Source organism: Nitrospira sp. Ecomares 2.1 (assembly GCF_965152585.1).
In genome coordinates this window covers 4,174,244-4,188,051 of the sequence record NZ_OZ224219.1, presented here as the reverse complement: position 1 = coordinate 4,188,051, position 13,808 = coordinate 4,174,244, and the positions used below count along the sequence as shown (strand labels likewise).

At 49.6% G+C, this 13,808-nt stretch carries 9 protein-coding genes; all 9 read left to right on the top strand.

The window, feature by feature from the left end; all coding sequences use genetic code 11:
• Positions 1–92 precede the first annotated feature (92 nt).
• The gene (locus ACWHYD_RS18505; RefSeq protein WP_447963488.1) at positions 93–1,289 is read left to right on the top strand and encodes an ATP citrate lyase citrate-binding domain-containing protein; all 1,197 of its coding nucleotides are present in this window, start codon (positions 93–95) and stop codon (positions 1,287–1,289) included.
• Positions 1,290–1,324: 35 nt separating this feature from the next.
• Entirely contained in the window at positions 1,325–3,151 is a 1,827-nt protein-coding gene (locus ACWHYD_RS18500) for a citrate/2-methylcitrate synthase (RefSeq protein WP_447963487.1), read from the top strand.
• A 67-nt stretch (positions 3,152–3,218) separates the two neighbouring features.
• The gene (locus ACWHYD_RS18495) at positions 3,219–5,465 is read left to right on the top strand and encodes an aconitate hydratase (protein WP_447963486.1); all 2,247 of its coding nucleotides are present in this window, start codon (positions 3,219–3,221) and stop codon (positions 5,463–5,465) included.
• 84 nt (positions 5,466–5,549) lie between these two features.
• Entirely contained in the window at positions 5,550–6,266 is a 717-nt protein-coding gene (locus ACWHYD_RS18490) for a 2Fe-2S iron-sulfur cluster-binding protein (protein WP_447963485.1), read from the top strand.
• 21 nt (positions 6,267–6,287) lie between these two features.
• Positions 6,288–7,865, top strand: coding sequence for an FAD-dependent oxidoreductase (locus ACWHYD_RS18485; protein ID WP_447963484.1), 1,578 nt, complete (start codon positions 6,288–6,290; stop codon positions 7,863–7,865).
• Positions 7,866–7,948: 83 nt separating this feature from the next.
• Positions 7,949–9,124 carry an ADP-forming succinate--CoA ligase subunit beta gene (gene sucC / locus ACWHYD_RS18480; protein WP_447963483.1) on the top strand — a complete coding sequence of 392 codons (1,176 nt, stop codon included), beginning with the start codon at positions 7,949–7,951 and terminating at the stop codon, positions 9,122–9,124.
• Positions 9,125–9,174: 50 nt separating this feature from the next.
• Positions 9,175–10,047: a succinate--CoA ligase subunit alpha gene (sucD, locus tag ACWHYD_RS18475; protein ID WP_447963482.1), complete on the top strand. Its 873-nt coding sequence runs from the start codon at positions 9,175–9,177 to the stop codon at positions 10,045–10,047.
• A 376-nt stretch (positions 10,048–10,423) separates the two neighbouring features.
• Positions 10,424–11,275, top strand: a complete 852-nt coding sequence (locus tag ACWHYD_RS18470) for a DsbA family protein (protein WP_447963481.1) — start codon at positions 10,424–10,426, stop codon at positions 11,273–11,275.
• Between the two features lie 163 nt (positions 11,276–11,438).
• Entirely contained in the window at positions 11,439–13,769 is a 2,331-nt protein-coding gene (locus ACWHYD_RS18465; RefSeq protein WP_447963480.1) for a serine hydrolase, read from the top strand.
• Positions 13,770–13,808 lie beyond the last annotated feature (39 nt).

Genomic DNA, 13,808 nt, shown 5'->3' with positions numbered 1-13,808 from the left:
CATTCGTACAATGCACCGTTCCGTGCGGAAAGCGGGTTATGCTACGTTTGTCCTTAACCATCATGATGAGTCCCTGAAGGAAGGGTTGGATTATGGCAAAAGTTCTTGAAGGCCCTGGAATGGGTCTACTGCGAAAATGGGGAATTTCAACTCCCAACTATGCTGTCGTGACCTCAAGTGATGAATTTGACCAATTATCCCAGGTCAATGATTGGCTCCAAAAAAGTAAACTAGTGGTCAAAGCCCATGAAGCCCTTGGCTCTCGTTTTAAATTGGGATTAGTTAAGGTTGGCTTGGATTTAACGGCGGCGAAAGCGGCTGTGCGGGAGATGCTTGGCAAAAAAATGGAAACACTGACGATTAGGCAGGTGATTGTTTCCGAGGCGGTTGATCACAAAGAAGAATATTATGCCGCAGCCAAATCGACTCGTGATGGGGTGGACCTCTTGGTGGCAACCTGTGGCGGCATCGAAGTGGAATCTAATTGGGATAAGGTCAAGCATGTTTCTATAGAAACGGGGGAAACTCTCACTGATTCTGCGCTTTCCTCCCTGGTGAAAGATGCCGGGTTTTCCGGTGACACGGCGTCCAAAATGGCTGAATTTCTGAAAAAATTACATGCCTGTTTTGAAAATGAAGATGCCCAATACGTGGAAGTGAACCCTGTTGTGCTTAGCGGCCAGGGAGAACTTGTGGCTCTTGATGCGGTGACCCTCTTGGACGGTGATGCCAAATTCCGGCATAAAGACTGGACCTTCCCGTTTGCGGCGGAATTTGGTCGCGCCTATACCAAAAATGAAGAAGAAGTCATGGCGGTTGATGCCAAAGTAAAGGGCTCGGTCAAGCTTATTGAGATTCCCGGAGGCAATATTGCGATGTTACCAGCCGGTGGGGGAGCCAGCGTCTATTATTCAGATGCTGTGGTAGCCCGTGGTGGGAAACTTGCGAATTATGCAGAATATTCCGGCGATCCACCGGACTGGGCAGTGGAAGTTCTGACGGAAAAAGTCTGCTCTTTGCCTGGTATTAAGCATATTATTGTGGGTGGAGCCATTGCGAATTTTACCGATGTCAAAAAGACGTTCGGAGGAATTATCAACGCGTTTCGTAAAGCAAAAGCGGAAGGCAAGCTTCAGGGTGTCAAAATTTGGGTGCGCCGGGGTGGGCCAAATGAACTGCAAGGACTAGCCGCCATGCGTGCCCTTCAGGATGAGGGTTTTGATATCCAGGTATTCGACCGCAAAACGCCATTAACGGACATTGTCGATATGGCCATGGCCGCAAAATAACCTATTTGACCTTGAGGATGTAGGAGACCGCTTCGATGAGTATTCTTGCAACAAAAGATACGCATGTCGTGATTCAAGGTGGGCTGGCCGGTGTGAATGCCGCTCGTCGTATGGCTGAGTTCCGGTACATGATCAAACAACCGTTAAATGTCTCTGCGTTTGTGTATCCCCCTGATGCGGGGAAGACCAACGAAATCATTTGCGGGACCGAGTTAGTGATGATCCCCATATACAAAACCGTCGCCGAGGCGACCGCCAACCATCCGGAGATAAATACCAGTTTGGTATACATCGGAGCGGATCGGGCCTATGCGGGAACCATGGAAGCGTTGAATGACTCGCATATTAAGACGGTCTCCATGATTACCGAAGGGGTGCCGGAAAAAGATGCCAAACTTCTGGGCAAGCATGCCCGCAAGCTTGGAAAGACTTTTAATGGCCCTTCGTCTATTGGTGTGGTGTCTGCAGGAGAATGTCGACTCGGAGTGATCGGTGGCGCGTTTGACAATTTGGTGGCGTGCAAACTGTATCGTCCTGGTTCCTTCGGCGTGGTCACCAAGTCCGGGGGATTGTCAAACGAGATTATTTGGATTTGTTCCCAGTTCGCAGATGGCATTACGACGGCGATCGGTATTGGCGGTGATGCCTATCCGGGAACCGACTATGTCAGCTATCTGGAAATGTTTGAAAACGATCCTCAGACCAAGGCGGTGGTGATTGTTGGAGAAATGGGCGGAGATTTGGAAGAGCGCGCCGCCGAATGGTACGGGGCTAAGAAGCGAAGGATTAAATTACTTGCGGTCGTGTCAGGCTTCTGTCAGGAGAGTCTTCCAAAGGGGATGAAGTTCGGGCATGCCGGGGCAAAAGAAGGATTGAAGGGTGAAGGGTCTGCTCGGGCAAAGTCTGAAGCGCTGAAAAAAGCTGGTGCCATAGTGCCTGAAACCTTTGGTGCTCTGGGACCGGCCATCAAGGCTACCCACGAAGAGTTGCTGAAAAGCGGACAGGTCAAGCCCATCCCTGATCTGGCTCCGGCGGACATGCCGAAGCTCCCCAAAACTGTTCAAGAGAGTATGAAAGAGGGGGAAGTGTTGGTGACCCCCCTGATTCGGTCGACAATCAGTGACGATCGTGGTGATGAACCACTCTATCAAGGCTATCCGGCTTCTGAACTGATCAATAACGGATATGACATCCCTCATATTATTGGATTACTGTGGGATAATCGCCTTGTCTCCAAGCAGGAAGCTGAAATCATAAAACGAATTATCATGCTGTCTGCGGATCATGGTCCTTGTGTAAGTGGAGCCCTGACAACGATTATTGCGGCTTGTGCTGGAATCGGGTTATCTCAAGCGGTGGCGGCCGGGATGATTATGATCGGTCCACGATTTGGTGGCGCGGTGACGGACGCGGGGCGATGGTTCAAGTACGCGATCGACAACAAACTTTCGGTCGATGATTTCCTGGTCTACATGAAGAAAAATGTGGGTCCGGTTCCAGGAATCGGTCATCGCGTCAAAAGCTTGAAAAACCCAGATAAGCGGGTGAAGGAGTTGGTTGGGTACGTAAAAAGTTTGAATATGGCCACTCCGCACTTGGATTTTGCCTTGGAAGTCGAAAAAATTACCGCTGTCAAAAAAGATAATCTCATTCTCAACGTGGATGGAACCATGGCGGCGGTGTTAGTCGATATCGGATTTCCGGTGGATAGCCTCAATGGGTTTTTCATTTTGTCGCGAACCATCGGAATGATTGGCCATTGGACAGATCAAAAGAAGCAAGGGAGTCGGCTCATCCGGTTATTTGACTATCTGGTAAATTATGCCTCTCCGAAACGTCGCGAGGTGCCACCGTTAAAGTAATGCTGGTGTAAGTGGGCTTTCTTGGTCGAATCTTATCCATATTGAACCGAACCCAGGAGATGGTGCTATGTCCTTAGAAATGGTCAAAAAACTCTATACTTCAATGCCGGGAATTGTGGACAAAGCTCGCAAAGCATTTGGACGTCCTCTCACGCTGACAGAGAAGATCCTGGTCAGCCATGCAGATAATTTCGATACGCAAGTCTGGGAACGCGGAAAGGCCATGTTGGCCCTTCGTCCCGATAGAGTGGCGATGCAGGATGCGACAGCCCAAATGGCCATGTTGCAGTTTATGCAAGCGGGTAAGGATAAAGTTGCTGTTCCGAGTACCATCCATTGCGATCACTTGATCCGGGCTGAAGTAGGTTCGGAAAAGGATCTTTTACGCGCGTGTGATGAAAACAAGGAAGTGTATAATTTTCTGGCGTCGGCCGCGAAAAAATATGGAATCGGATTCTGGAAGCCTGGGGCCGGGATCATCCACCAGGTGGTGTTAGAGAATTACGCGTTCCCTGGCGGATTGATTATTGGAACCGATTCACACACGCCAAACGGTGGCGGGTTGGGAATGTTAGCGATCGGTGTCGGTGGAGCCGATGCCGGTGAAGTCATGGCGGGTCTTCCATGGGAGGTCCTTCATCCAAAACTCATTGGCGTGAAGCTAACCGGAAAGCTGAGTGGCTGGGCTTCGCCCAAAGATGTCATTCTGTATATTTGTGGCCTCCTGACGGTGAAGGGTGGCACTAATAAGATCGTCGAGTATTTTGGCCCTGGAGCTGAAACCATCAGTGCGACAGGAAAAGGTACGATAACCAATATGGGTGCTGAGTTGGGCGCCACGACTTCTATTTTCCCCTTCGACCAAAAAATGGTGGCGTATTTAAATATCACGGAGCGGGCCGATATAGCCAAATTAGCCGAAGCCAATCGGGACATGTTGGTTGCGGATCCTGAGGTTTATCAGTCTCCGGAAAAATATTTTGATGAAATCGTTGAAATCGATTTGTCCACTCTTGAGCCCCATGTTGTGGGACCGCATACGCCTGATCTCGCGCGGCCTATTTCCAAAATGGCAGCAGAGGCCAAAGAGAAAGGCTATCCCGTTCAGTTAAAAGCGACATTAGTCGGAAGCTGTACGAATTCTTCTTATGAGGATATCGGTCGTGCGGCACATATAGCCAAACAAGGGTTGCAAGCAGGCCTTAAAGCCAAAACCGCTTTCCTGGTTAGCCCGGGATCGGAACGGATTTACCACACCATGAAGCGTGAAGGATTTTTGGAGACTTTTGAAAGCATGGGTGCAACCGTCCTGGCCAATGCCTGTGGACCATGTATTGGGCAATGGAAACGCTCGGATGCCGTAAAAGGCAAAGCTGATTCAATTGTGAGTACGTTCAATCGAAACTTTCCTGGCCGAAATGATGGAGTGAGTGAGACATTATCCTTCCTGGCAAGTCCCGAAGTCGTGACGGCCTATGCATTTTCCGGTGATTTGGGCTTTGATCCAATCAATAGCACATTGAAAACGGCAGATGGGAAAGACTTCAAGTTTGAGGCGCCTCAGGGAGATGAATTGCCTGCCAAGGGATTTGCAAAAGGGGAAGAAGGCTTGGTCCCCCCTGCGGAGGATGGTTCCAAGCTTCAGGTGGACATTCCTCCAACCAGCGAGCGATTGCAATTATTGAAACCCTTTCCAAAATGGGATGGAAAAGATTTTGAAAAATTGCCCTTATTGATTAAGACCAAAGGGAAGACGACCACTGATCATATCTCTCCGGCGGGTCCGTGGCTTAAATTTCGAGGGCATTTGGACAAGATCAGCGACAACATGTTTCTTGGAGCCAACAATGCTTTTGCAGACGAAGCGGGCAAGGCCAATGACGTCCTAACAGGGGAGTCCGGTTTGACACCTGCACAAGTCGCCAGGCGGTATAAAGAAAAAGGGATGGGGTCGTTTGTGGTGGGGGATGAAAACTATGGCGAAGGGAGCAGCCGTGAGCATGCGGCGATGTCTCCACGATTTTTGGGTGTCCAAGCTGTCCTGACAAAAAGTTTCGCTCGCATCCATGAGACCAATCTCAAGAAGCAAGGCATCCTTGCACTGACATTTGCGGATCCGAAAGATTATGACAAAATTGAACAGGAAGACCGGATCAGTGTGAAAGGGTTAAGTGGACTTGCCCCAGGTAAGCCGGTTCAGGTTGTCCTTCACAAGAAGGATGGGCAGGAAGTGGTCATTCAAGCCAATCATAGTATGACGGAACAACAGCTTACGTGGTTTAAGGCCGGTTCAGCATTGAATGCGTTAAATTAACCCTACCCCTCAATTAAGTGGGGCTAGGTGATTGGAACGCATCACGAGAAATTTGTTAAGAGTTTAAGGTACTATCTCTAAGCTATGCCTGACACATTGGATAAAAAAAATACGCTGGATCAAGAAGAGAATCTCCAACCCAAGATGGTCACGGTGGAGATTGAAGGGAAGCCGTTTCAGGTTCCAGCGGGTATTACACTGATCAAGGCCTTGTGGTATGCCGGGCAGGATGTGATCCGTGGGGTTGGATGCCTAGGCGGTTTTTGTGGAGCCTGTGCGACCTATTACCGTACGAAAGACGATCCCAAGGTCAAAACCTGTTTGGCGTGCTCGATGGCAGTTGAAGATGGCATGTCCTTTTCGTTTATGCCGGCTTTTCCTGCGAGAAAAGCGACCTACAATCTTCTTGAGCTCAAAGATCCCAAACAGGATTTGTTTACCCTCTATCCTGAAGCCCCCTTATGCCGAAATTGTAATGCCTGCACAGAAGCCTGCCCGCAACATATCGATGTGCGGGAAGGGGTGTGGAAAGCCGTGTTTGGGGATTTTAAAGCGGTCTCGGAAATGTTCATGGATTGTGTGATGTGTGGAATGTGTGCGCCCGTGTGTATTGCTGATATAGCTCCCAACCTGGTCGCGCTCTATGCCAGTCGGGCCCAAGGCGTACATTTCACCGAGAAACCTGAAGGTCTGGCGACACGTATTCAAGAGATTACCGATGGGCGTTTTCAGCAGGAATGGGATCGTATCCTTAAGTTGTCCGATGAGGAATTACAAAATACCACCGCCGCCACAACCTAAACAGTTTTCTGCGCTTTTCCCATGGAACTTACCGATCAGAGAAATTTAGTTCATCAAACCCGAGACGTCCGCCGGTCTAAAAGTTTTCCCAAGCTTTCTCCAGCCGAACGGGACGGCCTTATCAAGAAATACCATCCTGATCATCGGGCTCATGCCTACCGGCCAATTATTTTTGGCCCGAATGCCGGTGAATCAACCGTGACCGAAGTGGCGACTCTGTTGGAAGGGGAGAGCCCGGTTCCGGCTGATCTTAACCTTACTCCTGATTATTCCGTGGATGTCCTGGTCGTTGGTGGAGGCGGGGCGGGGTGTGCATCGGCGCTCCATGCCCATGCCCAGGGTGCCAATGTGTTGTTGGCCACGAAGTTACGGCTCGGGGATTCCAACTCGGTCATGGCCCAAGGCGGGATGCAAATTGCCGTCGGCTCGGACGATTCCCCTGTCCAGCATTTCTTGGACACCTTAAAGGGCGGGCACATGAAAAATGACCACCAGTTGTTAAAGGTCATGGTGGAAGAGGGACCGTCTATTGCGAAATGGCTGCTGGAATTGGGTGTCTTATTCGATCGGGATGCCGATGGAAATCTGCATGTAAAAAAAGGGGGAGGAAGCTCAAAGGCCAGGCTGTTAACCTGCTCCGATTACACCGGTTTGGAAATCATGCGTGTGCTGAAAGACGAAGTGTTGAACCAGAAGGTTCCGTTGTTGGAATTTGTCGCGGCGGTGGAATTGTTAAGCGATGCCAAGGGCGCCTGCACCGGGGCGGTGCTGAAGGACTTAGACAACAACCGGTACATCGTCGTTGCGGCCAAAACGGTGATCCTGGCAACAGGCGGAATAGGCCGGTTGCACATTCAGGGTTTTCCGACCAGCAATCATTTCGGGGCGACAGGGGATGCCCTGGTTCTGGCCTATCGCCTCGGGGTGCCCCTCGTTCAAATCGATACCTTCCAATACCATCCTTCAGGTGGCGTGTATCCGGAGCAATTAGTCGGTGCGCTGGTCACAGAAGGCATTCGATCTGAGGGCGGCCATTTGGTGAATGGGAAGGGCGAGCGTTTTGTGAATGAATTGGATACCCGAGATGTCGTGTCCTCCTCGATCATTCGAGAATGTGAAGAAGGCCGAGGCGTTCGAACACCATCAGGAAGGGTGGGAGTCTGGCTCGACACACCATTGTTGGATGTGGAACATGGCCCTGGAACATTGGATAAACATTTTCCCGCGATGGTTCGGCAGTATGAGCGCTACCAGGTTGATATCCGGAAAGACCCCGTGTTGATTTATCCCACGCTGCATTACCAAAACGGGGGCGTCAAGATTGATGTGAATGGGGAAACGCCGGTGGCTAATTTATTTGTGGCAGGAGAGGCCTCCGGGGGATTGCATGGGCGAAATCGGCTCATGGGGAATTCATTGTTGGACTTAATGGTGTTTGGGAAGCGGACGGGTACTCTCGCAGCCGAGCGATCGAAGTCTCTGCCGAAATGTTCATTGACATTAGACCATCTGAAGCGGTTTCGAGCGGAAGCCAAACGGCATCATGTGTCCGCTGGCATCATCTCACCCATGGTCTTGCCGGCCTACACCAACAAGTAATTATCAAGTCGATTGATCACCAACCGGGATATTGTCATCGCCGAATGTTCCGATTTGAGCTGTAGAACCTACGAAGAGGATTTATGAATATTCACGAGTTTCAAGCCAAACAGCTCTTTGCGCAATTTGGGATTCCTGTACCCAAAGGCAAGGAAATCAAAAACGTCAAAGCAGCTGAAAAATGGGCCTCAGTTCTTGATACCCCCGTGTTTGTCGTGAAAGCGCAGATCCATGCCGGTGGACGTGGGAAAGCCGGCGGAGTCAAATTGACCAAAAATAAAGCGGAAGTGCCTGAGCTGGCGAAGGAAATTCTCGGCAAAACCTTAGTTACGCATCAGACCGGCCCCAAGGGGCGAAAAGTGCGGCGCCTCCTCATTGAAGAAGGTGCAGGGATTGCTAAGGAATTATATTTGAGTTTACTGGTTGACCGTGAATCAGGATTTCCGACGTTTATTGCCAGTACCGAAGGTGGCATGGACATTGAGGAAGTAGCCGAACATACACCGGACAAATTGCTGAAAGAATCCATTGATCCGGCGGTGGGATTCCAGTCGTACAATGGAAGAAATCTGGCATTTGGCTTAGGTCTACCAGAGCTTGAGCCGGCTGTGGTGAAGCCGTTTTTTCAAATGTTGGAAAACCTGTATCGCCTGTTCATGGAAAAAAATGCATCGCTTGTGGAAATTAATCCATTGGTGGTCACCACGGATAAGCGTCTAGTCGCGTTGGATGGAAAAGTCTCCTTTGATGACAGCGGGCTGTTTAAGCATCCCGATGTTCAAAAGTTCAGAGATTTACACGAAGAAGAACCGTTGGAGATCGAAGCGGGCAATAATAATTTGAACTACGTCAAACTTGATGGGGACATCGGCTGTATGGTCAACGGGGCGGGTTTGGCAATGGCCACCATGGATGTCATCAAGTTGGCGGGTTCAGAGCCGGCGAATTTTTTGGATGTGGGCGGTGGGGCGACGAAAGAGACGGTTGCAGCCGGGTTTCGCATTCTCTTGAAAGATAAAAAGGTCAAAGGCATATTCATTAATATTTTCGGCGGGATTGTGCGTTGCGAGCGTATTGCCCATGGAGTGATTGATGCGGCGAAAGAAGTCGGCATCAAGCTACCTGTTGTCGTTCGACTTCAAGGAACCAATGCGGAAGAAGGCCGAAAACTTCTGGCTGAATCAGGCTTGAAAGTGGAAGGGGTCGCTGACCTCTGGGAAGCGGCACAACGCATTGTCGCACTCAGAAAAAAGAAATAGTCAACCTGATTGTGAAATTATTCTCCTTGATTGGTGAAAGGTGACGTGGCATGAGCATTTTGGTGAATAAAAATACCCGGGTTGTCGTTCAAGGAATCACCGGCAAAGAAGGGTCCTTTCACGCGACCCAATGCAAAGCGTATGGAACGCAGGTTGTGGCCGGTGTGACGCCAGGCAAGGCCGGGCAAGAAGTCGAGGGCATCCCGGTATTTAATACCGTTCGAGAAGCTGTCAAGAAGACGGAAGCCACCACGTCGTTGATCTTTGTGCCACCTCCGTTTGCCGCCGATGCGATTTTAGAGGCGGCCGATGCGGGGATATGGCTCATCATCTGCATTACGGAGGGGATTCCGGTCAATGATATGGTTAGGGTTCAGCGGGCACTGTATGGGAAAACCACGCGTCTGATTGGCCCCAATTGTCCGGGAATTATAACGGCCGAGGAATGCAAAATCGGGATCATGCCGGGATTTATTCATAAAAAAGGGCGGGTCGGCGTAATTTCACGAAGTGGCACCTTAACTTACGAAGCCGTCAATCAGCTCACCAATTTGGGTCTTGGCGAAACGACCTGTGTCGGCATCGGTGGCGATCCCCTCATTGGAACCGGGTATATCGATTTGTTGCATATGTTCCAGGAGGATGATGAAACCGAAGCGGTGGTGATGATCGGGGAAATTGGTGGAGATGCCGAGGAACGGGCTGCCGCCTATATTCAAAAAGAGATGACCAAGCCGGTTGTGAGTTTCATTGCCGGAATAACGGCACCTCCCGGAAAACGAATGGGCCATGCCGGTGCCATTATTACCGGGGGAAAGGGCACCGCCGCCGATAAAATGGCCGCCTTAGAATCTGCTGGGGTAATTGTCGTCAAAAATCCAGCAGAAATAGGGGAAGCCGTGAGAAGCGTTCTACATGCCTAGTCTTATTCGTTCTTAACGCCTCCTCATTTTCTTCATAAGTTTAATCCCGTTCCATGAACTGAGCGGACACGTTCGTCCTGATGAAAACATGGAGTTGGCGGAACTTTAGCAACTTCTTCCACAAAACCCCTCAAATCCAACATTACGCTTACTTTCTATAAATTTGGGTCCTGCTTCGGCTGGGAATCACTAGGACTATGAGGTGAAGGCCATGCAAAGTCGGGGAAAAATCTGAACCCATTAAGTGGTGGGCGTCAATTATCCTCAATATCTGTCCCCGTTTCATTCAAAGTCTTGTAGGGTTCCATTATTTTGGCCATATTCTTTATTTTATTTAAAAAGAATAGTAAGGTCTTTCACTGGAAAGCGAGGACCTATGTCAAAACTACACAATAATTCTGCGACATTTTTCACGTGGCGGATAGTCGGAGGGCTACTCGGATCCCTTCTGGTCTTTCCCCTCCCGCTCTTTGCTCAGGAACCTTCACTTCCTTCCTCTGATGAAACAACAGAGGTTTTTATTCTTCGGCAACTCATCGAAATTCAAAACGAACTGAAAGATGTTCGAAAAGAACTTGCAGAAATACGTCAATCGGTGGACGAATCAAAGGAAAATTCCGTTCTTCCCCTTGGTGCTGCTTCACTTCCTTCTGTGGTTGGCCATGTCGAACTCAAGGATCATGATCCTACCCTTGGTAATCAGCGAGCGAAAGTGGCAATAGTCGAGTTTACGGATTATCAATGCCCCTATTGTGCTCAATACCATTCAGAAACATTTGAAAACCTGAAAAAAGAATATATCGACACGGGAAAAGTGCAATATGTCCTTCGAGATTTTCCGTTGGAATTTCATGCCTATGCCCAAGGGGCGGCTATTGCTGCGAATTGTGCCGGTGAACAGGAGGCGTATTGGCAGATGAACCATCAGCTTTTTTCCAATCAATCCGAGCTTGGGGATGACTTGTATGAAAGGTTGGCTCAGTCGTTGGGACTCAACATGGATCAGTTTGAATCATGCGTCAATAGCCCTGAACAAATACAAAGAGTTGAGGCGGATGTAGTTTACGGCCAAGAGATTGGGGTGAACGGAACCCCGACGTTTTTTATTGGACGAGTAGAAAACGGGCAACTCACAGATCCCAAAGAAGTGAGTGGGACTCAACCGTTGTCAGCTTTTTCAAGAATCATTGAGCCGCTACTCGCAGGTGACGGGTATAGACGCGAATAGAAAAATGTTTCTAAAGGGCAACAAATAAAATTCGCGGGACAGTGATGGGGCTGAACAGTTTTACGGTTGCATGATTCTTAGGCTCTGTGAGTGAAAAGCTGTACCGAGCCTCTGCACAAGGCCCCGAAATCATCCGTATAGAAATGGGAGATTCATGAGATACATGAAGACCTTGCTGATCCTTATTGGTCTATTCCTCGTCATGAGTGCCCACGTGGCCGCCTACGAAGTGATTCCGAATGACGAGGCGGATGTCCTCTTTAAACAAATGGAAAAATCTATCTTTTTGTATGACAAAGATCCCTACACAATTAGCAAGGCCGTGGAGAAGAACGATGTGGCAGGCATGTCCCTTGCCATTATCTATAATGGTAAGCCGGTCATTCATAAATGGTATGGAGACCGTAACCAGAAAAAGAAGGAAAAGACGACTGCAGACACAATCTACCAATGTGCCTCGACGAGCAAGATGGTGTCATCACTGGGCTTTGCTGCAGCTTCGCGGCGAGGGGAACTTAGCCTTGATGAGAGCGTCACCGATTTCAATAAGAAGCATCCTGACACCATTATTACAAAATGGGTCGACAAGGTTTTCAAAGATCACAAGTCCTGGCCTGATGACATAACGCCCCGACGTTTGCTGAGCCATACGGCAGGTTTGGACACACATGGAATCGCGAATAAGCCATGGCTTCCTTCCAGCGACCCTCTCAAAGGGGTCATTCTCGGTAGAAACCTTGCGCATGATGCCGTTAAACCTATCCATGAACCAGGAACTAAATATGACTACTCTGGAGGTGGGTATACCGTGGCAGAAGCGATGCTCGAGATCGCGACCGATAAACGTTTCGAGACCTATCTTCAACGGAATGTTCTTGAGCCCTATGGCATGAATAACAGCACTTTTGAGGATGGCAGTTCGGACATGGTCCATCTAGCTCGTGGGTGTAGTCGAGGTGTATGTCTCTATGATGTCCAAATTTCTGAACTCAAAGCTGCAGGTGGATTGCTGTGCCATCCTGTAGATTACGCACGATTAGTCTCGCTGATGATGAACGATGGGGCAGAGTATCTTGAGAACAATGCTGGAACGCAGATCATACCGAAGGCCGACATTGATGAGGTTCTGACAAAGGTGCCTCCTGCTGAGTATGGACTGGGAGTGGACATTTCGGGGTCTCAATTCTCCCACGGAGGCAAGCACCAGGGATTTGCTACGAACTTTTATGCGCATAGCGATAAGCAGGTAGGCATTGTCGTGCTCGTCAACGGCAAGTATACATGGGCAAGAAATAAGGAAGTCTACGGAGCAGGCACCCTCAATAATGCGGTGGTCAAAGCGTTTAAAATTGCTTTTGGGGTGAGCAACGAATCAGGGCAACCCCTTAAACCAACATGTAGCGAAGACGAGGATTGTGCTGAGGGTCAATACTGTGACAAAGGCCCTGTTGCGACAATTGGGATTAACAAGTGTAAGGCAGACAAGAAACGTAATGAAACGTGTAGCCGGAACGATGTCTGTGGCCCCAACCTCACGTGTTACGGCGAGCCGATCGGGAAATGTGGTTTCCTGGGAACGGTCGTCGTCGGTGATCAGTGCTTTAAGGACAAGGAATGCACATCCGGCAAGTGTGAGAAAGATACCTGTGTGTGTAAGAGTGACGGCGACTGTCCCAATGGCCAAGCCTGTTATACCCCAATTGGAAAAGCCAACTATTGTGCAAGTACGAGCAAGGCCCTTGGGGCCAGTTGTTCTAAAAATAGCCAATGCGCCTCGGACAAATGCCAACAAGACCACTGCGTGTGTAAGGGGGATGGTGACTGTCCGAACGGGCAGGCCTGCTTTACACCCGTTGGCAAAGCGAACTATTGCGCGAGTACGAGTAAGGCTCTGGGAGCTACATGTTCCAAGAATAGTGAATGTGCGTCGGACAAATGCCAACAGGATAAGTGTGTGTGTAAGGGGGCCGGTGACTGTCCCAATGGGCAAGCCTGCTATACGCCGGTTGGGAAGGCGAACTATTGCGCGAGTACGAGTAAGGCCCTGGGGGCCAGCTGTACCAAGGATAGTCAATGTGCCTCAGACAAGTGCGAACAGGATAAGTGTGTATGTAAATCAAACGGCGATTGTCCCAACGGGCAAACCTGCTATACGCCGATTGGGAAGGCGAACTATTGCGCGAGTACGAGTAAGGCCCTGGGGGCCAGTTGTACCAAGGATAGTCAATGTGCCTCAGACAAGTGCGAACAGGACAAGTGTGTATGTAAATCAAACGGCGATTGTCCCAATGGGCAAACCTGCTATACCCCCGTTGGGAAGGCGAACTATTGTGCAAGTACGAGTAAGGCTCTGGGAGCGAGTTGTTCGAAGAATAGCCAATGTGCCTCAGACAAGTGTGAACAAGGTGAATGTGTGTGTCAGTCGGACAATGATTGTCCGGGATCGCAGAAATGTAAAACCCCTGTGACCAAAAAAAATTACTGTACGAAATGAGGTCAACCTGAAAAGGCCAATGAACGATGTTGGGCACAA

Excerpts from the sequence above, each read along its gene's own strand:
- ACWHYD_RS18505 (WP_447963488.1), top strand. The coding sequence starts at position 93 with ATGGCAAAAGTTCTTGAAGGCCCTGGAATGGGTCTACTGCGAAAATGG.
- ACWHYD_RS18500 (WP_447963487.1), top strand. The coding sequence starts at position 1,325 with ATGAGTATTCTTGCAACAAAAGATACGCATGTCGTGATTCAAGGTGGG.
- ACWHYD_RS18495 (WP_447963486.1), top strand. The coding sequence starts at position 3,219 with ATGTCCTTAGAAATGGTCAAAAAACTCTATACTTCAATGCCGGGAATT.
- ACWHYD_RS18490 (WP_447963485.1), top strand. The coding sequence starts at position 5,550 with ATGCCTGACACATTGGATAAAAAAAATACGCTGGATCAAGAAGAGAAT.
- ACWHYD_RS18485 (WP_447963484.1), top strand. The coding sequence starts at position 6,288 with ATGGAACTTACCGATCAGAGAAATTTAGTTCATCAAACCCGAGACGTC.
- sucC (WP_447963483.1), top strand. The coding sequence starts at position 7,949 with ATGAATATTCACGAGTTTCAAGCCAAACAGCTCTTTGCGCAATTTGGG.
- sucD (WP_447963482.1), top strand. The coding sequence starts at position 9,175 with ATGAGCATTTTGGTGAATAAAAATACCCGGGTTGTCGTTCAAGGAATC.
- ACWHYD_RS18470 (WP_447963481.1), top strand. The coding sequence starts at position 10,424 with ATGTCAAAACTACACAATAATTCTGCGACATTTTTCACGTGGCGGATA.
- ACWHYD_RS18465 (WP_447963480.1), top strand. The coding sequence starts at position 11,439 with ATGAAGACCTTGCTGATCCTTATTGGTCTATTCCTCGTCATGAGTGCC.